The sequence below is a fragment of the Thermaerobacillus caldiproteolyticus genome (assembly GCF_015326725.1).
Classification (GTDB): Bacteria; Bacillota; Bacilli; order Bacillales; family Anoxybacillaceae; genus Thermaerobacillus; species Thermaerobacillus caldiproteolyticus.
On the sequence record NZ_CP064060.1, the window covers coordinates 2,884,859 to 2,905,850 of the forward strand.

Consider the following 20,992-nt stretch of genomic DNA (forward strand, 5'->3'; position numbering starts at 1 on the left):
ATACTAACGAAAAAAACTAAAAAAAGTTTCATAGTTTTATAAATTTTTCCTGATAGTTACATTATAATCCATTTATGAAAGGAATAAAGAAATATTTCCACGAAGATGAAACAAAAAATGAACAATGCTATACTGTATAGGAGACTATTTGACAAGCTTGGAGGAGACTTGTGAATGTTATCCTACGTAAAGAAGTTATTGAGCAACGATGAACGAAGATTAAAAAACTATTACAAAATTGTTGCTCACATTAATGAACTAGAACAAGAATTAGTGAATCTATCAGATAACGAATTAAAAGAAAAAACATTTTATTTTAAAAAACAGCTTGAAAGCGGAAAAACCATATTTGATATTCAAGCGGAAGCGTTCGCCGTTGTGCGCGAGGCTGCCAAACGCGTGCTTGGCATGCGTCATTTCGATGTACAGCTCATTGGCGGATTAGTATTAACAGAAGGAAATATCGCAGAAATGCCGACAGGAGAAGGGAAAACGCTAGTCGCTTCGCTGCCAAGCTATTTGCGTGCTTTAGAAGGAAAAGGTGTGCACGTGATTACCGTCAATGAATATTTAGCGAAGCGGGACCGGGAGTTAATTGGACAAATTCATGAGTTTTTAGGATTGACCGTTGGCTTAAATCTTCCGATGATGGAAACGGAAGAAAAGAAGAAAGCCTATCAAGCTGATATTACATACGGCATTGGCAGCGAGTTCGGTTTTGATTATTTGCGCGATAACATGGTCTATGATGTATCGCAACGTGTACAACGGCCATTTCATTATGCCATTATTGACGAAATCGACAGCGTTCTCATTGACGAAGCAAAAACTCCGCTGATTATTGCCGGCAAAACAGGAGTGAGCTCCGAATTAAGTTACTTATGTGCACGCATCGTAAAAACGTTCAAACGAGACATCGATTACTACTATGATGAGGAAACAAAAACGACAAACTTAACAGAAGAAGGAATCGCGAAAATTGAACGAGGATTCGGCATCGATAACTTGTACGATTTAGAGCATCAGACGCTTTACCATTATGTCATTCAAGCGTTGCGCGCCCATGTGTTGTTTCAGCGCGATGTCGACTATATTGTAAAAGACGGGAAAATTCTATTAATCGATATGTTTACAGGCCGTCCAATGGAAGGTCGCAGTTTAAGCAATGGATTGCATCAGGCAATTGAAGCAAAAGAAGGATTGGAGCTAACAGAAGAAAATAAAACTCAAGCTTCTATTACGATTCAAAACTACTTTCGACTATATCCAATTTTGTCTGGCATGACGGGAACAGCGAAAACAGAGGAAAAAGAGTTTCAGACACTATACGGAATGGACGTTGTGCAAATCCCGACGAACAAACCGGTCATTCGCGTGGATGAGCCCGATCGCGTGTTTTTGACTGTCGAGCAAAAGTATAAAGCTGTCGCTAAAGAAGCAAAGCGAGTTCATGCGACTGGACAGCCTATTTTAATTGGAACGACATCGATTTTACAATCCGAAAAGGTAGCAGAATATTTAAGACAGGAAAATCTCCCTTTTCAATTATTAAACGCAAAAACGATCGAACAAGAAGTTCAACTTATTTCACTGGCAGGACAAAAAGGCCAGATTACGATTGCAACAAACATGGCAGGACGCGGGACAGATATTATGCTGGGAGAAGGGGTCGCAGAACTTGGTGGTTTATTCGTTTTAGGAACGGAACGACATGAATCGCGGCGCATCGATAACCAGCTAAAAGGACGGGCTGGCCGCCAAGGAGATCCGGGACGCTCGCAGTTTTTCATCTCTCTCGAAGATGATATGTTCCGCCGTTTTGCGAACGAAGAAGTGGAAAAGTGGAAAAAGAAAGCGAAAACGGATGAAAATGGTCTTATCTTGAATAAAGATATTCATGAGTTCGTCGACCGCGTACAGCGCATTTGTGAAGGAAGCAACTTCTCGATTCGCGAATATAACTTAAAGCTTGATGATGTGCTAAACGACCAGCGAACGACTATTTACAAATTAAGAAACCAAATTCTTGAAACAGAGAACCCGCTCTCGATTGTAGTAAACATGTTGCGTTCGTATATTCCATATGAAATTGATCAAGCTTGCCCGGCAGAGTCAGCTCCTGAGGAATGGGATGTAGAGCATTTAGCTGCGAGGTTAAATGAGATCATCATCTCTCCTTCCGTGCAAATTGCCAAAAACATAGACGATATAGAAGACGTAAAACAATCTGTGCTCCATTCCCTTGAAAAATATGTCGAGAAGCTGCAAAATTTGATGGATGATGAAAGCGTACAATCTCAATTGAAGCCTTCTCTCCTTTCAACGGTTGACTATCATTGGCTCAATCATCTTGATGCCATGGAGCGCTTAAAAGAAGGGATTGGATTGCGTTATTACAGCCAAGAAGATCCGATTCGCCAATTTCAGCGTGAAGGGTTCGAGTTATTTACACACATGTACCGCCAAATCGAAGGCGATGCTTGTCGTAAATTAGCCTATCTCGTTTCCGATAAAATAAAGAAATAATGAAAATTTCACTAAAAAACCGACGGGGGAAAACGATATGTTATCATTCTTTAAAAGAGGACATGCAAAACAAGACGGTTTAGACACCGTAGTCGATTCTAATGAGCTGTTTAGTACAGAATCTGCTCATTCAACCGACGAAGAAATACATCCAGAGCTATCTTTTCATCCAACATGGTCGATCAGCGTGGAAGAGCGATATTACTACCAATTTTTAAACAATGAACAGAAACCGTTAAAAGAAAATCAAGTTTCTCTTTCTGGAATCGAGCTAAAACAAGTAAAACAAGGATACATGGTCACTGCTTTTGTACGAAGCAGCTTGCCAAAGCCGATTACCTTTTCTACTATGCCGCTTTTGTTAATCGGACCAAATGGTGAAATCCTTGCACGCAAAGTATTTGATTTATCGGAGCTTGGAGAGATCCCTCCCCGCAGCAGCAGACCATGGAAATTTTTATTTGAACATGATACGTTGCGGACAAGCGAAATTCCTGCCGTGGATTGGAAGCTTGCGTTTGAGCTAACGTCCCGAAAAACTCATTCACTCGATTTAGCTGAAAGCTGGGAGAAAAGCCTAGCAGATGAAGATAAGCAAAAACTACAGTCTCTCGTTCAATCCATTCAGCCACCAAAACCAGGAGAAGTCAATTTTATGGGGCTGCAAATTCAGCAAACAGAGCATGGCGACCTTCATGTAACACTGCTGATTCGTAACGGAAGTGACAAAAACATTGAAATTCAACAATTGCCGCTGCAAGTGGAAGATGCTGCTGGGGATATCGTCGCGCGCGGGGCTTTTACCCTTAATGATTTTGAAGTAAAAGCAAACACAAGCAAGCCTTGGACATTTATTTTCCCAAAATCATTAGTAACAAAAGAAAACCCAGACTTCCGCTCATGGAAAGTGTCTCTGCCGCAAACGCAGGAATCGTGATATTATCGGGCTCTATCAGGGCCCTTTTTTTATTCCTACAGAAAAAACCGTCCACCATAAGATGGACGGTTTTCCCAGAGGCTACCAACCGAGGTCCCTGTTTTATATTGCTACAGAAGGAAATAATATCTTTCTTACAAGTATATTTTACCATCGGTAGCTTTATATAACAATTATTTTTTTATATGATTGTTTTTCTTCTTTCAATTCCTCCGGATACAATAGCGTAGCCGATCATCAATAAGAAAACTAAATCTAGTAATCCTGTATGAATAGAAATCATAAAAATCGTCGTAATGAAAGCGTATGAAACTGTTTGATAAGACGCTAGTCCTGAGCTTTTCATTTGATTATATAGCATCGATAATATCATACCGTATAAGGCAAAACCAATGATAATCGCCAAATAGCCGCCCTCTACATAAAATTGCCCTAGCAACGTCGGTGTCGTTGTACGTCCAGGACGAGTGATATATTTCCCCTTCTCAATCGTAAGAGAATTAACCATTTTGGTGATTTCCATACGCGGAGATAGCTGTTCTCCCGGTAAAATGGTGGAAAAAATACCCTCATGAAGCTTTCCATGCATATAACCGTGCTTATCTGTATATTCCATTAACTTGCTTAACACAATTCTTCCTGTTACACTCGCTTCGGTTAGACCGCGAACCCATTTTGGCGTTTCATTAATTTTGCGAATGAGTATTAAATCACGGTCAACTTCCTCTTCACTTCTTTGTACATCTGGACCTTCGTGGCTATTGAACTGTTTCGTCGGATCTTCCGTTACGACACGGAAAAAGCCAAACAACGAAAGAGCGAGTCCCACAACAAATAAAAATGTTAGTAACCACGATAGTTTAATGCGTCTAATCGTGTAATGGAAGACGATTAAACAAGTAAAACATATAATTGCAATCGGTGTGCGATATCCCATCAAGACTAGCAATACAAGGATAATAAAAAGAATAATCAGATATGTCCGCTTGCGCTGCTTTGTTAATGGATGCTCATTCACCACACGTTGACAAATAAGGAAAAGAACCGAAAACCATAAAAATGAACTTAAAAAGTTTAGCTTCGGATCTAGGTGTCTGCGAACCGACTCATCGGTAATACCGATTTGCCCTGTTACTAACATAATAATATAGCTCACAAGGCCAATGAACCCGAGTGCATACAAAAAATAAACGGTTTTTCCTTTCAAAAACTTTAGTCCAAATGAAGGAAACATCCAATTTTTCTTTTGAACAATATGAACCGCTGCTAAATAGGAGACGAGCCCCACTAGCAGAGGCCATAAAATATTTTTATTTGCCTCAAAGTACTCCACTTTTCCAAAATCAAACAAACTAACAGAAAAATAGAGAACTAAGATAAAAGGAAAGAAAAAATAAGGTGAAAACGAATCGATATGATTGTTCCACTTTTGCAAAATTCCCAATCGCTTCATAACTCTCCAGTTTCTCTCGAAGCAGAAACTTTTTTAATCCTCCCTTTCGTCAGAATTTCTTTGAATGATTGTACTCTGAATAACCATAATGCGACAAAATAAATCGCTGCTCCAGAAATGATCATCACCGCTAAATAAGGAATAAGCGAAAGTCGCTCGGCATGTAAATTATACTTAATGAAGAGAAGTACAATCGTCATCACAGCGGCACAGGCTATAATTTTTGCATATTCTTTTCCAATCACAGCAAGACGGAATCCACCGGAAATGTTATACAGCGTCGTAAACGTAATGACTGAATACACAAGACCTACAAGAGATGAAGATAAAGCAAGGCCTGCTGCACCGATGGTATTGGACAAAATCGCATTAAAAATAATATTGACAATAATAGAAAGGATCCCCACTCTTAGCATGTAGTGACCTTTTTCCAATGTATAAAAACCTTTGGCAATCACCGCTTGAATGCTATAGAAAAGGACAGAGCCCATATAAAGCACGGCATATTCGCTCGTTTGCGCCGTTGCACTTGCCGTAAAGGCGCCGCGTTCATAAAAAGCTTGGACGAGTTCTTTCATTAAAACCAGCATTCCTGCCACAGTAGGGGCCAAAAATAAAAACATGTAGATAAGTCCTTTTTCAATCCCTACTTTAAACAATCTCATGTCGTTTTTGGTTTTTGCCTCTGCTAACAAAGGAAATACAATCGTTGCGATGGTAACACCAAAAATCGCTTGCGGAATGTTGACAAGCCGGAATGCATAGTTTAAATCAGAAACAACTCCTTCTCCCAGCCTTGCTGAGAATAACGTATTGACAAATAAGTTGACTTGTCCAACCGCAGTAGTTAGTCCGATTGGTAAAAATACCATATAGAAAGAGGAAACTTCCTTTCGATCTAGTGGTTGACTCCACAATAAAAAGTGACGCGGACGCAAATAAAATAACTTAATCAAAAAAGAAAGGACTGTACCAACGAAATATCCGAAGGGTACTGAATAAATCCCCATTTGGCGGTGGAGCAAAAGCGCTCCACCGATAGTACATAACACGACAATCGTCTGAGAGAATGTAGAAAAAGAAAATTTCTTTTGTGCGTCAAAATATCCTTCATATACGGCATTCACACCAACAATGGCTACCGAAAGAAAATAAATCACCGCTGTCCAAACCGCAATATCCGTTCCATGTTCGTTGAAATTCGGATACAACTGACGAATAAGAAGGGGGGAAAGTATTACCCCAACAATAGTGATCACAGCAGAAATCCAAAACGTCCCTTTGACGATATTCGTTAAATGAGAAAAGCCTTTTCCCAGCCGCTCATACTTATAATAGCTAGGCAAAAAAGCATCTTTCATGCCCGTCAACATAAACAAAATAATCGCATTTGGAATGGTCATAGCGGCAATATAGGCGTCAGTCACATACGAATCGCCGAATAAATTTGCGATTACCATGTCGCGAAGCATGCTGGAAAACTTCAAAAAAAAGGTGGATAGCAAAAACAAGATGCTCGCAATACGTAATTTTGACATACTATCCCTTCTATTCTCTAATCGCTTTAATTAGAAATTTCGGAAGTACAAGCTGCCGCTTCCATCGCCACGGTTCCTTGATTAGACGGTACAACCATTCTAAGCCGAGCTTTTGAAAGAAAAGCGGAGCTCTTTTTAACCTTCCGGAAACAACGTCAAAGGATCCGCCTACTCCTTGGTATACTTTTGGAACCAGAGAATGCATATGCTTCACAATCCAATATTCTTGGGCCGGGCTTCCTAAAGCAACAAATAAAATATCGGCTTGTGATTGGTTAATGGCTTCCTTGACGACATTCTCATCTTTTTCATAACCATGCATAGTACCGACAATTTGAATGCCGGGGAACTTTTCCTCTAGCTTCTGTTTTGCCGCATCCGCCACTCCTGGTTTTGCTCCGTATAAAAAGATTTTTTTCCCATGTGTAGTCGCTTCTTGACACAATCGAAGCATCATATCGATTCCCGTTACACGCGAGCGGATTTTCCCACCTTTTATTATTGAGGCTAAAATGACACCGATCCCATCGGGAATTTGATACGTCGCTTTGTTTAAAAGTTCCCGCAACTGTTCATCTTCTTGCGCTTTCATAATCTTTTCTGGGTTAATTGCCACAATGAATGATTTGCGGTTATCATTAATGTCCTCTATTAATTTGGCAACAAGTTGTTCGTACGTATATGTACAAACATCGACGCCTAAAAATGTTTCTTTCATCTTATCACCTAATTTGGAATGGTCATCCTCATCTATTGCTTTGGGAGGTGTTTGCCGTCCCCTAATACATGTACCTCATACCCTTTTTGTTCCCATACATGTCGGTCAATACAATTTTTTGTATCAAAAATGATTTTTGTTCTTACATAAGATTCCACTTGTTCTGGATGTAACGTTTTAAACTCGTTATGGTCTGTTAAAATCACAATCATATCCGCATGAGCCACGGCTTCTTCGATATGCTGTGTTTGACGAGCTAAGCGATTTTCTTGAATGTGCGGGTCATAAGCCGTATAGTCAATTCCGAGTCTCTCAAGGTGATGAATAACTTCTAATGACGGGCTTTCCCGCATATCATCAACATTGCCTTTAAACGCCAGCCCAAACACGGCTACGCGGCCATGTCGAATTCCTTGTTCTTCGAGAATTCGCTGAATTTTTAGCGCCGTATATTCCGGCATGCTATCGTTAGTATGACGAGCTAAGCCAACGATTTTTGCTAGCTCCGGCTGCAATTCCACTAAAAACCAAGGATCGACAGCGATACAATGCCCGCCTACTCCCGGACCAGGAAAATGAATATTTACTCGCGGATGGAAATTTGCTAGGCGAATAGCTTCCCAAACATTGATGCCAATTTTTTCGCTAATTTTCGCTAACTCATTAGCAAAAGCAATATTGACATCTCTGTATGTGTTTTCCATCACCTTGACCATTTCAGCAGTCGTAGCATCAGTTAAATGGATCGTTCCTTTGACAAACGTTTTATACAATTCCGCAGTTAAGCGGCTTGATTCTTCGTTAATTCCACCAACAATTCGATCGTTATTGATCAATTCTTCAAAAATTCTTCCCGGAATCACTCGTTCAGGAGAATGAGACACAAACAGTTCTGTTCCGATTTCCAAGTTCGTTTCTTTCAAAATTGGCAACATGACATCTTCTACTGTGCGCGGTGGTACAGTTGATTCTAAAACAACTAAATTTCCTTTGCGCAAATAAGGGACAATCGACTTTGTCGCCTCACGTACATAATCTAAATTCGCGGTTTTATCTTTATTAATCGGAGAAGGTACGGCAATAATAAAGACATCAGCTTCTTCAGGTGTTGTTGAAACCGTAAATTTACCGCTGTCAATCGCTTGATTCAAACGCTCCTGCAATCCTGTTTCTTCAATGTGTAATTGTTTTTGTCGAATCATGTTAACTGCTTTTTCATTGATATCGACACCATGCACCTGCAACCCATGATTTGCAAACATCACTGCAGTTGGTAGTCCAATATATCCTAATCCGATAACACAAACTTTCTTATTCATACGAAAGATTTCTCCTTTACACAAGTACCGTTTTTTGCACTCAAATTTTATTATAGCAAAAAATACAGATTGGTCATATAATTTCTCTATCTTGTAACAAAATTTAAATAAATGTCATCATAAATTAGAATGTAATGCATACCAATAAACAATTCAAGTAGGAAGTTATAGTTTAAGATGTATCTTTTTGTTTAGTTTCCCGTTTCCTTTCTCCTTCATTCTCCAAAAAAACACCCCGTCCGTTATATGCGGAAGCAGGGCAGAGCATATTTGATTATTCATTTATATCGGTAGCATCTCGTCAGCATTTGTCTATTTGATTGCGTTTCCTATAATCAAACGGCTCATATGTGTGATTTTCCCTGCCAGAATGATGCCAGCTTCATATAGCGTTTGTAATCTTTTAGATGGATCAAGTTTTGCCGTATCGATATTCGTCAGTCGCAGTTCTGTATCAAAATAGAAGGTAATCTCTATCTCTATCTCTTTTCAACTAACGAAGCATGAATAATATTTCTACGACCAACAGAAATATACGTAACTGGATATTTCTCCACTTCCTTTAAATCATAACAATTCCTTCCATCAAAAATAATCGGTTCCTTCATCTCGTCTACATAAGTAGAAAGAGGAATATCCTTAATCTCATCCCATTCTGTTACAATAAAAACCACTTCTTGTCCAGCTAAAGCAGATATCGCTGAACGAGCATAGCGAACACTGTCACCGAGTACGCTTTTAGCGTTTTCCATTGCCACTGGATCATATACTGTGACCTCTGCTTGTTCGTTCAACAATTTTTGAATTAATACAAGCGAAGCGGCTTCGCGAATGTCATCGGTATTTGGCTTAAACGCCAAACCAAGCACAGCAACTCTTTTCCCTCTTAATGAAGAAAATATTTCTTTTGCTTTTGTGTATAACAGCAACTGCTGTTTATTATTCACTTTAATGACCGACTCAAGTAAATCAAATTGATAATGAACATTGCCTGCAATTTGCATCAACGCTTTCGTGTCTTTTGGAAAACAAGACCCTCCATAGCCAATTCCGGCTTTTAAAAAATGAGGTCCGATTCGTTTATCTTGCCCGATTCCATAAGCCACATCATCAATGTTGGCGCCTACTTTTTCACAAATATTAGCAATTTCATTGATAAAACTAATTTTTGTGGCTAAAAAAGCATTCGCCGCATATTTAATCATCTCGGCGCTGCGTATATCTGTTTGAATAATCGGGATGCCAAAAGGTTTATTAATTTCAGCAATTATCGAAGCAGCCCTCTCATCGTTTGCTCCAATCACGATACGATCTCCATGAAACATATCATAGACAGCAGAACCTTCCCGTAGAAACTCTGGATTGGATACAACCGTAATTTCAATTCCCGGTAATTTATGTTCATTGATCAATGCTTGGATTCGATCATTCGTCCCTACTGGAACAGTACTTTTTATCACGACAATAGTATCTTTTTTTACATAATGGCTAATCGCTAACGCCGCTTCTTCAACATAGGTTAAATTAGCCGAACCGTCTTCATTTTCCGGCGTTCCCACCGCAATATAAATCACGTCCGCACTTTCGTAAGCGGTTTTTGCATCTGTCGTAAAAAACAGGCGTTCTTCGGCGATGTTTTTTTTCATTAATTCCTCTAATCCCGGTTCATAGATTGGAACAATGCCTTGGCGCATTTTTTGTACTTTTTGTTCATCAATATCATAACAAGTCACCTTATTCCCGATTTCCGCAAGACAAACTCCGGTCACGAGGCCTACATATCCCGTACCAGCAACAGTGATTTTCACACGTTACACCTCCTATGGCGATTCGAAAAACGTACATGTCCCATATCCAACTCCCGCGACTAATTATATCGCAAAAATAAACACCGAACTCTATTTATCTGTCATTCCATCCAAAAAGATCGTTTCCCTTAACACAGAGATAATTATACCGCTCCCAAACAAAACTATAATTCTTATAAAATAGTTGCTTTTAATAGATTAGCGTGTTTCACTATTACATTCAACTTTCACTTTGCGATAACGCTCCCTTTCGTTTTACCATTTTTCCTTCATCTTATTTATATACCATATTACTCGGGAGAGAAAATGAATCCGAGATTAACAGCGAGAAAGGGAGATGCCAACAATCATAATAAAACATGCCATAAAGTCGATTTATGGCATGTTCACTTATTCTCCCTCTTCATGTTTTCGAGCCGTTCGATGTAGTAATTGGCCTCTGCCTTACAAGAAACATGAATATCTTTTAAATTCAGCTCTTTCGCTAACGTTTCTATTTTGGCTAATTGTTCGTTCGTCGGCGCTTCTGAAAGTACTTTTTCTATCATTTCGTTAATTTTATTTGCCAATTCTTCATGGAACGACGGATCGGACTTAATTTGTTCATCAAGAGAATGAAACCAATTAGAATTTTTCTCGATATAGCTACGCCATTCTTGCATAAATGCAGGTGGATGAAACTTCGTTTCCTCCCATTCAATGTCATTCATATATTTTTCAAACGCACGAGTAATAGAACGAGCAATACTAATTTTTACCCCATGAGGAAGATTTTTTAACATTAACCAGAAAACCTCCATAATTTTCATTTTTATACGGATAAATCCCTAATTAGTAATCCTATCACAAAGTAGCCTGCAACTAAAAATTTTTTATTTCCTGCTCGATCATTTTTTCCACTATAATTCATTTATTACATTCCAAACGAAAAAGTACCCGTACCTTTCGTCAACGCGGTACGGGAATGATTTCTTGTCTAAACATGAAATGGACTTGGTGGCTGTGTTATTCTACCAAAGTGGTAAAGGATTGCTTGAACGATTCGCTCTGATGCTTTTCCATCCCCATAAGGATTGACGGCTTTTGCCATCTGTTCATACGCTGCCTCATTATTAAGCAGCTCAAACGCCAATTCGTAAATCGTCTCTTCATTTGTTCCGGCGAGTTTTAATGTACCTGCTTCGATTCCCTCAGGGCGTTCGGTTGTATCGCGCAATACGAGAACTGGCACCCCAAGCGAAGGAGCTTCCTCTTGAACCCCGCCTGAATCCGTTAAAATAAGAAACGCTCTTGCGGCAAAGTTATGGAAATCTAATACTCCAAGCGGCTCAATTAAATGAATGCGAGGGTCATTCCCAAGTATTTCATCAGCTACTTCCCTTACTGCCGGGTTTAAATGAACTGGATAGACAACCTGTACATCATCATGCTCATGAACAATCCTTTTAATAGCACGGAACATGTTCCGCATTGGTTCTCCTAAATTTTCTCGACGATGGGCTGTCAGTAAAATCATACGGCTACCCTGCATTTTTTCTAACACAGGATGTTGATAGTGCTCACTTACTGTGGTTTTTAGCGCGTCAATTGCTGTATTTCCTGTAATAAAAATCGATTCACGTTTTTTATTCTCACAAATAAGGTTCTCGTATGCCTTTTTTGTCGGAGCAAAATGCAGATCAGCAATTACTCCCGTCAATTGCCGGTTCATTTCCTCCGGAAAAGGAGAGTACTTATTCCACGTTCTTAATCCGGCTTCTACATGCCCTACAGCAATTTGATTATAAAAAGCAGCAAGACTAGCAACAAATGTAGTAGTTGTATCCCCATGGACAAGCACTAAATCCGGCTTCACTTCTTTCATTACTCGATCAAGTCCTTCTAAAGCGCGAACAGTAATATCAGCCAATGTTTGGCGCTCTTTCATAATGTTTAAATCATAATGGGGAGAAATATGAAAGATATCTAAAACTTGATCAAGCATTTGCCGATGCTGCGCTGTGACAGTAACAATCGATTCAATATATTCGGGATATTTTTCAAGTTCTAATACAAGCGGTGCCATTTTAATCGCTTCAGGTCTTGTTCCAAAAATGGTCATGACTTTTAGCTTTCTAGACATGATTTCACCTACAATAACTAGTAATGATTTGGCTCGTACATTTTTATCTTGACAATAATTATTCTTGCTCTTTATTCCCTTAAAGCCTGTTCATATTCTAGCATGTGTTCTCTCTTATGAAAAGAGTAAACAAAAGTTGGAAGGTTGTATCCATATTCAAAAATATTTATAATCATTGTTAGATTTACCATTAACCTAAAAAAGGAAGATTATGCATGCGAGCAAAACGTCGAAAAAAGAAAAAATGGTTATGGATAATAACAAGCTTATTGGCATTGTTCCTTTTAGGAGTTGGAGTTTATGGCTATTCAGTTTATCATCATCTAAAGAAAACAGCTGATCGAATGCACGAGCCAATTCATCGCATGACGTCTGAGAAACGAAAACAACCAGTTTCCTTGAAAAAGCAGACCCCTATTTCTATCTTGCTCATCGGTGTCGACGAACGAAAAGGGGATCGCGGTCGTGCCGACTCATTAATTGTACTAACGGTGAATCCAAATAAGAAATCCGTTGAAATGGTGAGCATTCCGCGTGATACAAGAACAGAGATTGTCGGCAAGGGGAAAGAAGATAAAATTAACCATTCCTATGCGTTTGGTGGCGTCGAAATGACGGTGGCGACCGTCGAAAAATTTTTGGACATTCCCATCGATTATTATATTAAAGTCAATATGGAAAGCTTTAAAGACATTGTCGATGCCGTTGGCGGAGTAACCGTAAATAATCCTTTTGCCTTTACGTATGACGGGGTAACGTTTCCAAAAGGAGAAATCAAGTTAGACGGGGAAAAGGCATTAAAGTACTCGCGCATGCGTTACGAGGATCCGCGCGGTGATTTTGGCCGTCAAGACCGGCAAAAGCAAATTATTGAAGCGGTCATTAATAAGGGAGCAAGTTTTTCATCGTTAGCGAACTACGATGAGCTGTTAGCTGCAATCGGGAAAAACATAAAAACGAATTTAACGTTTGAACAAATGAAAGATATTCAAGCGAATTATAAAGAGGCACGGCAGCATATCGAGCAGTTGCACATTAAAGGTAATAGCCAAACAATCAATGGTGTTAGCTACATCATTGTTCCTAAGCAGGAACGTATCGCATTGTCCAATAAATTACGTGAACATTTAGAAATAAAGGACACCCCTTAAATTTTATCACAAGTATTTTCTTATGGGACTGACTGCTGTTTTAGAGTCAGTCCCCTTTTATCACATCAATGCTTATATCTTGCTCTCTTGTGCCAAAAACGACATGAACTCTGTCGCGGGAAGAATATTTAGGTTTAAGAGCAATTCACTCCGACTCCGCTTTTCTTCACTGTTTAGCTCTGTTCGCAAATCGCTCCGGGTCAAATGACCTTTTCTCTCCAAAGTGCAAGTGCTTCTCAGCGGAAAGAATGTCCATCGAGGGAACCAAGATGGCAACATTCCGCTGTTTGCCCACAAGACATGGGCAGGGGACGTTCGCACTTTCTTATTTGGCTGTTTCCGCGTAAATTGCTGCTATACGGAACATAGCTGTTAAAACAATGGCTTGGCACGACGTTTACAATGACTCCTATCCTCTCTCAAAGATAACCGTTACTATTTTTCTGTGCGGCCAATCTTGTTGTTTCTCGCCAACCCATAAATTGTCATACCAAGAAACAAAAGAGATAGCAATATAAAAGCAATACTATAACCCATTTGCTTTTCGCTGAATTTGTCATAAGCGAACATGGCCATAACGATTACATTGATAAAAGTAGATAATAGCACCATTGGGTGGATTTTTGTCTCGTCCCTCATTTTCCACACCTTCACTCCATTATTCTAACCACATAATATGCAATTCTTTTAGCAACACTCTTTTTAGAAAATAGCCTTTTATTTTAATAATATCGCTTCGCCCCTAAATAGCGCGCTTTCCAGTAAGAGTTGTTAAGTTGGCTGATCGTGACGCCGGTGGAACTGCCGCTATGGATGAATTGATTGTTGCCGATGTAAATACCAGCATGGGAAGCGCCTGGTCCATCGGTTTGAAAAAAGACAATATCGCCGACCGAAGGAGTAGCAATAGATGTACCCGTATTCCACATCATCGCTACTGTACGCGGTAAGGACAGACCTTGTTTCTTAAACAAATACACAATGAAACCACTGCAATCAAATCCGACTTCTGGCGTTTGGCCGCCCCATACGTAAGGCTTGCCCAATAATTCTGCCGCATCGGCCATTAGCTCCATGACATCCAGCTTCACTGCCGGTGCTTGTCCCATCAATTGTTCATATGTCTCATTATCCACCACGCCAGTTACTTTTAACTTTGCACTCTGTTGAAACTTCTTAACAGCTTCGGCTGTCACTTGGCCGAAATAACCGGTAATCGTCGGATATGTAAAATGACCGAGCTGTTTTAGTTTCGCTTGTACTTGTTCGACTTGTTGTCCAGTAGAGCCAATTGTTAAATAAATAGTCGTTTTTGGTGTTGATGAGCTCGGTTTTGTCTTTTGGTCAACGGCTTCGCGGATCTTCGCCAGCGTTGTGCTGTCAGCGACACCTGTTGCTTTTAGCCCGGATTGCTGTTGAAACTTACGCACAGCATCAGACGTAATTGTACCGTAGTAATCCGTAATTTGCGGATATGTAAAATAACCAAGTTGCTTTAAGTTTTGCTGAAGTTTGCTTACTTCAGGCCCCTTTGAGCCAATTCGCAGAGCGGTTTCATTCGACGGCGAAGCAGTTTGACGATTCAATGCATTTTGAATCGCTTGTACGGTCTGCGAATCAGCGACACCTGTTATCGCAAGCCTGCTCGCTTTTTGGAATTTTTTTACCGCATCAGCCGTAATCGTGCCGTAATAACCAGTGATTTGTGGGTATGTAAAATAGCCAAGCTTCTTTAAGTTTTGTTGAAGTACTTTCACGGCATCTCCAGTTGAACCGATTTGCAGCGGACGGCTCGCTTTGCTTTTCGATTGGTTGGCCGATGTCACACTACTTTTTAACTTCTCATACGTTTGGTCATCGACAATCCCCGTTGCCGGCAAGTGAACAGATGCTTGGAAATCTTTCACCGCCTTTTCTGTAATCGTTCCAAAATAACCGGTTGCAGTAGGATAAGTAAAAAACCCTTTCGCCTTTAATAGTTGCTGCAATTCTTTCACTTGCGGGTGGCTCATACCGATTTTCCATTCCGCTGCTTTTCCGGTCATCGGCAACATAAACAAGGCCGAGGCAAAAGCAGATGTCATGATGACGTGCTTGGGTTTTAATTGCATCGTTTGTCACTCTCCCTCTTTTTCTTGCTAGCCTAGCGCTCGCTATGTCGAAAAAAGGAATCCAGCCACCGAATTCTTTTTTTCGACATACGGTTTCAAGAAATATTTCTCATTCTTGTATACTTATGTTTAGTATACCGAAACTTTCTTTTTCATAGAAAGAGACTTTTGCTATAATTTTATATAAAATTTTGCAGATTAAACTAGAATAAGAGAGTAAGCAATAGCGAGAGGATGAAATCGATTGTTACAAACGAGCTTGTCGAAAGCTGTATTAGATCAAGCGGCACGTCAACTAAAAAAAGAAGTTACACTTTCCAATCAATCAGCAATGAAAAAGGGGCTTAAGCTGTATCGGGAAGGTTTTGTCTATAATGCAGCAATCGTTCAAAATGGCGTCATTCAAGCGAATGTTCTTGATGAGAATGTGTACAAACCGACAATTTATTTCACCCATCTTTCACAAAGTCATTGCCAATGCAGTGATTCGTACGTTTGTCCCCATCTACTTGCCTTGTTTTTTTATTTATATTCCCACGTTGGGCAAATCGGAGAGTTAATTCGCGAGTGGAATACAAAGCAAACAAGTAGCGTATTGCCCTTAACAAAAGCACGTGAACTCGTAACCCCATCCTCTTCCGTCCGTAATTGGATAAACCAGTTTCAGAAATCATATCATCTCTTTTTCGCAAAATCGAATAAAGGAAATTATGCATTTATTCACCAGTTGTGCTACCGTTTTTTCCCGTCATTACTGAATGAAGCACCTATGTTGCTTGTAGAAAAACGACTGTATCATCTTCATGCGGCACTTTTTACATTTTGTCGTCTTCTTGAGGAAGGACGACACTATCAGCACATTTCTTATTATCGCTCGTTTTGGATCGCGAACGTGTCTGAATTTATGGAAACGATTAAAAAGAAATGTGAAGATTTAGCGAAGGTTTCTATTCCTAAATCATTCGCTCCGCTTCTTGAGGAAAGCCGCGAATACGTTCGTCACATTTTATTTGCTGGCGATGCATTGATGGATGAGCGCATCGCCATTTATCAAATGGTATGGAGCGTTCTTTTTCATAATGAAAAATGGAATCAGCAAGAAAAAGAATGGTTGTTACAGCGGCAAGAAGAACGCGGTGATATTGTGCTTGAGTGTCAACTCGCTTTGGCACATCTTGCATTTCTTCGCGGCAATGATGAGGAAACTTTTTCTCTCTTGAAAAAACTAAAATTTGTTCCAATTCCTTATGTAATAATATGGATGAAAAACTTGATCCATGGTCAACAATGGGAACGCCTCAAACATTGGTGGAAACTATGCATCACCAGTATGGAGTCGTACTTAGCTGCAACGAATTATTCTGACGGGGCCATTATCACAAGAGAATTGCTTTATTTATATGACCGGTACGCGAAGGCAACCGGGGATGATGAAAACTATGAAATATTATTGCAAGTTTTACTTCCTTACAGCGCTTCCGATTATAGTTACTTTTTACTCACAAGCAGGCAATATAAAAAATGGGTTGATTTGCATTTGCTTGCCGATATCGATGTCAACGATATTCACCGTTCGTTTCTAAAAGTTGTTGAAACGCATGATCGTTCCTTATTGTTACCTCTCTATCATCATGCCGTTCACAAAATGATTCAATTGAAAAACCGCGAAAGTTACAAAATGGCAGTTAAGCACTTAAAAAAGCTGCGTACATATTACCGCGCTTTAGGGAAAAAAGAGGTGTGGAACAGATATATCACGAAATTAGTAGAGGAGCACAAACGGCTCCGTGCCTTTCAAGAAGAGATACAGAAAGGAAAGTTGCTTAATGATCAAAAGGTATAAGTTAATGAGCCGCTGGCTTGAGGATGAAAACGCCTTTTTCCTTTATAGCGATGAACCGGTAGAAAAATGGCGAGCGCTGGCGTTTTCGTGGCATGCCGAAAGCTTTTACGGAACGTTTTTGACAACCAAAAAAATCGGTGAACAGCAAGGAGTATGGCTATCTCCTTGGGAAGCTCTGACGTTTTTTTCCTCTTCGTCAGAAAACGAGTTGGCTCGCCTTCAATGGGATGAACCTTCAATGACGTTTCGCCGATGGGCGAAAGCGATCATGGACGATATACGAACCCTTCAATTTATGCCCAATTTTACGGCCTGGAAAGACGGGGGCTTCGGTTGGAAAATGGAAGAAGAAACAGAGCAAAATCCATTTATCAAAACATGGCGTTCTCTCGCAATTCATGATTGGATTCAGCGCGATCAAGAGCTCTATGAAGTGTGGCAAGAAATCACGAATACGTACCCGCTTCTTATAAATAATAGTTCTCATTGGCTCTATTCCGAGGAAGATTGGCTTTATGAAATTGGCTGGAAAAAAGATACGGCACCGTTTACGGTTGCTTTGCGTCTAAGCGAACCAGACGAAGAAAACGATTGGAAGCTGGAAACGTTGCTGATTGCTAAAGATAACAGTGACACTCTCATTTGGAGCGGAGAAGAACATTTGCCGACTGAATGGAAAGAGTATAATCATGCTGTTCAACGAGCACACCGGCTTTGGTTGACAGCTGTTCCGTGGCTAAACAATGGATATGGACAGCTGCGAAATTCGCTAAGCGAAGACAAAGCGTGGCGTTTTTTAAAAGAAGCAAGCGAGCAGCTTCTTGCAGCAGGAGCACGTATCTTTTTGCCATCCTGGTGGGAGATGGTCAAACAAGCAACCGTAACGATGAAGGCAAAAGTGAAATCCGCCCCGAAAGCTGGCGAGGCAACGCTCGGATTGCAGACTCTTGTCGATTTTGACTGGCGCATCTCGACAAACGGGGTTGAATTGAGCGAAGAAGAATTTGCCGAACTAGTCGCGCAGAAACGACGGCTTATGCAAATTCGTGGACAATGGATCCAGCTTGATCCCGCTTTCATCCGACACGTGCAGTCGTTGATGGACCAAGCGCGGAAAGAAGGGCTGCCGATTCGTGATGTGTTACAACAAGCATTTTTGCAGCAAGAACATGAGCATGCTGAGAGCGAGGAAGAAAGCACGCCGTTTCAACATATTTCGATTGAGTTAAACCACAGCTTCCAAACCTTTATTCGCCAACTTACTCATTTAGATGAAATCCCGTCCGTGGCTGTTCCGGCTTCATTCCAAGGCACACTCAGACCGTATCAACAACGCGGTGTCGATTGGCTATTGTTTTTACGGCGCTTCGGACTTGGGGCATGTTTGGCGGACGATATGGGACTTGGAAAAACAGTACAAATGCTTGCGTACTTTTCGTATGTGAAAGAACATGAAACCGTGCACAAACCAGCGTTACTGATCTGTCCTACAAGCGTGCTCGGCAACTGGCAAAAAGAATGCGCGAAATTCGCGCCTTCACTGAAAATTTACACACATCACGGTCCGAATCGCGCCAAGGGAGAAACGTTCTTACAATCAGTTCGTGAGGCAGATATTGTCATGACCTCATACAGCTTGGTGCACTTAGACTTTGCCGAGCTTTCGTCCGTCGATTGGGGAACAATCTGTTTAGATGAGGCACAAAATATTAAAAATGCTCACACAAAACAAGCGCGGGCCATTCGTAAACTAAAAGGCGGGCATAGAATCGCCCTTTCCGGTACGCCGATGGAAAATCGGCTAACCGAGCTTTGGAGCATTTTTGACTTTATCAATCCGGGCTATTTAGGAAGCCTGACGCAATTTCAACGCCGCTTTGTTGCACCGATTGAAAAAGATCGCAGCGAAACGAAAATCGCCATGCTGCAAAAGCTCATTCGCCCGTTTTTATTGCGGCGTACAAAGAACGATGAAGCGATTGCTTTAGATTTGCCAGATAAGCTCGAACAAAAAGAATATTGTCCGCTAACCGCTGAACAAGCTTCTTTATATGAGGAGTTTGTCCAACAAACACTGAAACATATTGAAACAGCAAACCAACGGGAACGGCGCGGGCTTATTTTGCAAATGTTAAATCGGCTCAAACAGCTATGCGATCATCCAGCTCTTTATTTAAAAGAAAGCAACCCGACAAATGTATTAGAGCGGTCGCATAAGCTTGAAACATTGCTTGAGCTTGTGCAGCAAATTCGCGCAAATGGAGAAAGCTGCTTAATTTTTACGCAATATATTCAAATGGGTGAGATGATTCAACAGCTTCTTTCCTCCCGATTAAAGGAAAACGTCCTCTTTTTAAACGGCAGCGTGACAAAAATAGAGCGCGACCGTATGATTGAACAATTTCAAGCCGGTCAATTTCACATCTTTATATTGTCATTAAAAGCGGGAGGCACCGGGCTTAATTTAACTGCAGCCAACCATGTGATTCATTTTGACCGCTGGTGGAACCCAGCCGTTGAAAATCAAGCAACTGACCGCGCATATCGTATCGGACAAAAACGGTTTGTCCACGTTCATAAGCTCATTACTGTAGGCACACTGGAGGAAAAAATTGACGAAATGCTGGAGCGAAAACAGGCGCTAAATGAAGAAATTATTCAAAGTGAAGCATGGATTACGGAATTGTCGAATGAAGAATTACGTGAATTGCTTGTTCTCCCAACAATCATTCGCAAAGGAGCATAAAACATGAAGAAACAACCGAAGCGAAAAGCAAAAGAAGCCAAAGTAAAAACACCATGGGAAAAGCTATATGAGCGGATGGCGAAAAAATTAGAGGTTGCAAATCAAAAGCAACATCGTTAAAATATGCTGGGGTTATCTCCGCGATGAGATAGCCCTTTTTATTGTTTTTTCTTTACAGGGGAAACAAAAAGGTAGGATACTCGCTTATTTTCGTAAATATAAAGCGACTGGAGAATGTAGTAGATGAGCTGTTTTTCAATTGTGAGAAGTTCGTTCGTATGTAAGCGGAGATATTTTTGTTGAAGCTGATTCCATTCATAAGACGTAATTTCGAAATGCCGTTTTTTCAAATCAAGCTTGATAACAAACATATAGAGTTGATCAACGGATTTGAAGACAAAATACAGTTGCGCATTCTCTTGGCATTTAATTGTGCGAAACCACATTTCTTCGTCTAAAAAGCGGTCATGTGTTTCCCCGCTTTTTAAAAACCGTAACGAATCAGCAAAGTTCGTCGGAGCAATCGTTTTCAACCGCACCGAAAACGGGTTTTTCATCTCCTTCACAAAGATGCTGTATGTGCCTATTTTGCGCTTCTCCACTTTCCGCTCGCTCACAATTAAATCTGCAAGATAAATATTCACACAAATCCCTCGCTTTTTCATCCAAGTCAATATTTATCCATTTATTGTATATTCTAACAGAATCTTTGTTCGGGAA

The 20,992-nt window shown here is 40.4% G+C and carries 15 protein-coding genes; 5 read left to right on the forward strand and 10 right to left on the reverse strand.

Annotated features, from left to right (window positions below):
• The first annotated feature begins 174 nt into the window (after nucleotides 1-174).
• Together secA2 and ISX45_RS14500 are read left to right on the forward strand one after the other, a co-directional pair.
• Complete coding sequence (secA2, locus tag ISX45_RS14495) at nucleotides 175-2,526, forward strand: accessory Sec system translocase SecA2 (protein WP_194519309.1); 2,352 nt, start codon at nucleotides 175-177, stop codon at nucleotides 2,524-2,526.
• Between the two features lie 37 nt (nucleotides 2,527-2,563).
• Nucleotides 2,564-3,463 carry an accessory Sec system S-layer assembly protein gene (locus ISX45_RS14500; RefSeq protein ID WP_181555458.1) on the forward strand — a complete coding sequence of 300 codons (900 nt, stop codon included), beginning with the start codon at nucleotides 2,564-2,566 and terminating at the stop codon, nucleotides 3,461-3,463.
• Between the two features lie 181 nt (nucleotides 3,464-3,644).
• Here ISX45_RS14500 and ISX45_RS14505 read toward each other — a convergent pair whose 3' ends face one another.
• The 7 genes from ISX45_RS14505 to wecB form a co-directional block, all read right to left on the reverse strand.
• On the reverse strand, nucleotides 3,645-4,916 hold the full coding sequence (locus ISX45_RS14505) for an oligosaccharide repeat unit polymerase (RefSeq protein WP_194519310.1): 1,272 nt from the start codon (nucleotides 4,914-4,916) through the stop codon (nucleotides 3,645-3,647).
• Nucleotides 4,913-6,454 carry a murein biosynthesis integral membrane protein MurJ gene (murJ, locus tag ISX45_RS14510; protein ID WP_181555456.1) on the reverse strand — a complete coding sequence of 514 codons (1,542 nt, stop codon included), beginning with the start codon at nucleotides 6,452-6,454 and terminating at the stop codon, nucleotides 4,913-4,915. The genes ISX45_RS14505 and murJ overlap by 4 nt, the downstream gene beginning before the upstream one ends.
• Before the next feature lie 10 nt (nucleotides 6,455-6,464).
• Nucleotides 6,465-7,172, reverse strand: a complete 708-nt coding sequence (locus ISX45_RS14515; RefSeq protein WP_181555455.1) for a WecB/TagA/CpsF family glycosyltransferase — start codon at nucleotides 7,170-7,172, stop codon at nucleotides 6,465-6,467.
• Between the two features lie 32 nt (nucleotides 7,173-7,204).
• A complete protein-coding gene (locus ISX45_RS14520; protein WP_181555454.1) occupies nucleotides 7,205-8,491 on the reverse strand; it encodes a nucleotide sugar dehydrogenase in 1,287 nt (428 codons plus the stop codon).
• 479 nt (nucleotides 8,492-8,970) lie between these two features.
• Complete coding sequence (locus ISX45_RS14525; protein ID WP_194519311.1) at nucleotides 8,971-10,299, reverse strand: UDP-glucose dehydrogenase family protein; 1,329 nt, start codon at nucleotides 10,297-10,299, stop codon at nucleotides 8,971-8,973.
• Between the two features lie 386 nt (nucleotides 10,300-10,685).
• A complete protein-coding gene (locus ISX45_RS14530; RefSeq protein ID WP_194519312.1) occupies nucleotides 10,686-11,081 on the reverse strand; it encodes a hypothetical protein in 396 nt (131 codons plus the stop codon).
• Nucleotides 11,082-11,275: 194 nt separating this feature from the next.
• A complete protein-coding gene (gene wecB / locus ISX45_RS14535; RefSeq protein WP_181555451.1) occupies nucleotides 11,276-12,421 on the reverse strand; it encodes a non-hydrolyzing UDP-N-acetylglucosamine 2-epimerase in 1,146 nt (381 codons plus the stop codon).
• A 215-nt stretch (nucleotides 12,422-12,636) separates the two neighbouring features.
• Between wecB and tagU the strand changes: the two genes are divergently transcribed.
• Complete coding sequence (tagU, locus tag ISX45_RS14540; RefSeq protein WP_194519313.1) at nucleotides 12,637-13,572, forward strand: polyisoprenyl-teichoic acid--peptidoglycan teichoic acid transferase TagU; 936 nt, start codon at nucleotides 12,637-12,639, stop codon at nucleotides 13,570-13,572.
• A gap of 435 nt (nucleotides 13,573-14,007) precedes the next feature.
• Here the strand turns inward: tagU and ISX45_RS14545 are convergent, their stop codons facing one another.
• Together ISX45_RS14545 and ISX45_RS14550 are read right to left on the reverse strand one after the other, a co-directional pair.
• Nucleotides 14,008-14,211, reverse strand: a complete 204-nt coding sequence (locus ISX45_RS14545; RefSeq protein ID WP_194519314.1) for a hypothetical protein — start codon at nucleotides 14,209-14,211, stop codon at nucleotides 14,008-14,010.
• Between the two features lie 83 nt (nucleotides 14,212-14,294).
• Nucleotides 14,295-15,683: a C40 family peptidase gene (locus ISX45_RS14550; RefSeq protein ID WP_194519315.1), complete on the reverse strand. Its 1,389-nt coding sequence runs from the start codon at nucleotides 15,681-15,683 to the stop codon at nucleotides 14,295-14,297.
• A 244-nt stretch (nucleotides 15,684-15,927) separates the two neighbouring features.
• Here ISX45_RS14550 and ISX45_RS14555 point away from each other — a divergent pair, with 244 nt between their 5' ends.
• Both ISX45_RS14555 and ISX45_RS14560 read left to right on the forward strand, forming a co-directional pair.
• The gene (locus ISX45_RS14555) at nucleotides 15,928-17,526 is read left to right on the forward strand and encodes a hypothetical protein (RefSeq protein WP_194519316.1); all 1,599 of its coding nucleotides are present in this window, start codon (nucleotides 15,928-15,930) and stop codon (nucleotides 17,524-17,526) included.
• Entirely contained in the window at nucleotides 17,510-20,272 is a 2,763-nt protein-coding gene (locus ISX45_RS14560; RefSeq protein WP_194519317.1) for a DEAD/DEAH box helicase, read from the forward strand. Before ISX45_RS14555 ends, ISX45_RS14560 begins: the two co-directional genes overlap by 17 nt.
• A 158-nt stretch (nucleotides 20,273-20,430) precedes the next feature.
• Here ISX45_RS14560 and ISX45_RS14565 read toward each other — a convergent pair whose 3' ends face one another.
• Entirely contained in the window at nucleotides 20,431-20,922 is a 492-nt protein-coding gene (locus ISX45_RS14565) for a hypothetical protein (RefSeq protein ID WP_194520714.1), read from the reverse strand.
• Nucleotides 20,923-20,992: the final 70 nt, after the last annotated feature.

Coding starts and splice junctions, on each gene's coding strand:
- ISX45_RS14560 (WP_194519317.1), top strand. CDS start 17,510: ATGATCAAAAGGTATAAGTTAATGAGCCGCTGGCTTGAGGATGAAAAC.
- ISX45_RS14500 (WP_181555458.1), top strand. CDS start 2,564: ATGTTATCATTCTTTAAAAGAGGACATGCAAAACAAGACGGTTTAGAC.
- ISX45_RS14520 (WP_181555454.1), bottom strand. CDS start 8,491: ATGAATAAGAAAGTTTGTGTTATCGGATTAGGATATATTGGACTACCA.
- murJ (WP_181555456.1), bottom strand. CDS start 6,454: ATGTCAAAATTACGTATTGCGAGCATCTTGTTTTTGCTATCCACCTTT.
- wecB (WP_181555451.1), bottom strand. CDS start 12,421: ATGTCTAGAAAGCTAAAAGTCATGACCATTTTTGGAACAAGACCTGAA.
- ISX45_RS14550 (WP_194519315.1), bottom strand. CDS start 15,683: ATGCAATTAAAACCCAAGCACGTCATCATGACATCTGCTTTTGCCTCG.
- ISX45_RS14545 (WP_194519314.1), bottom strand. CDS start 14,211: ATGAGGGACGAGACAAAAATCCACCCAATGGTGCTATTATCTACTTTT.
- ISX45_RS14530 (WP_194519312.1), bottom strand. CDS start 11,081: ATGTTAAAAAATCTTCCTCATGGGGTAAAAATTAGTATTGCTCGTTCT.
- ISX45_RS14505 (WP_194519310.1), bottom strand. CDS start 4,916: ATGAAGCGATTGGGAATTTTGCAAAAGTGGAACAATCATATCGATTCG.
- ISX45_RS14515 (WP_181555455.1), bottom strand. CDS start 7,172: ATGAAAGAAACATTTTTAGGCGTCGATGTTTGTACATATACGTACGAA.
- secA2 (WP_194519309.1), top strand. CDS start 175: ATGTTATCCTACGTAAAGAAGTTATTGAGCAACGATGAACGAAGATTA.
- tagU (WP_194519313.1), top strand. CDS start 12,637: ATGCGAGCAAAACGTCGAAAAAAGAAAAAATGGTTATGGATAATAACA.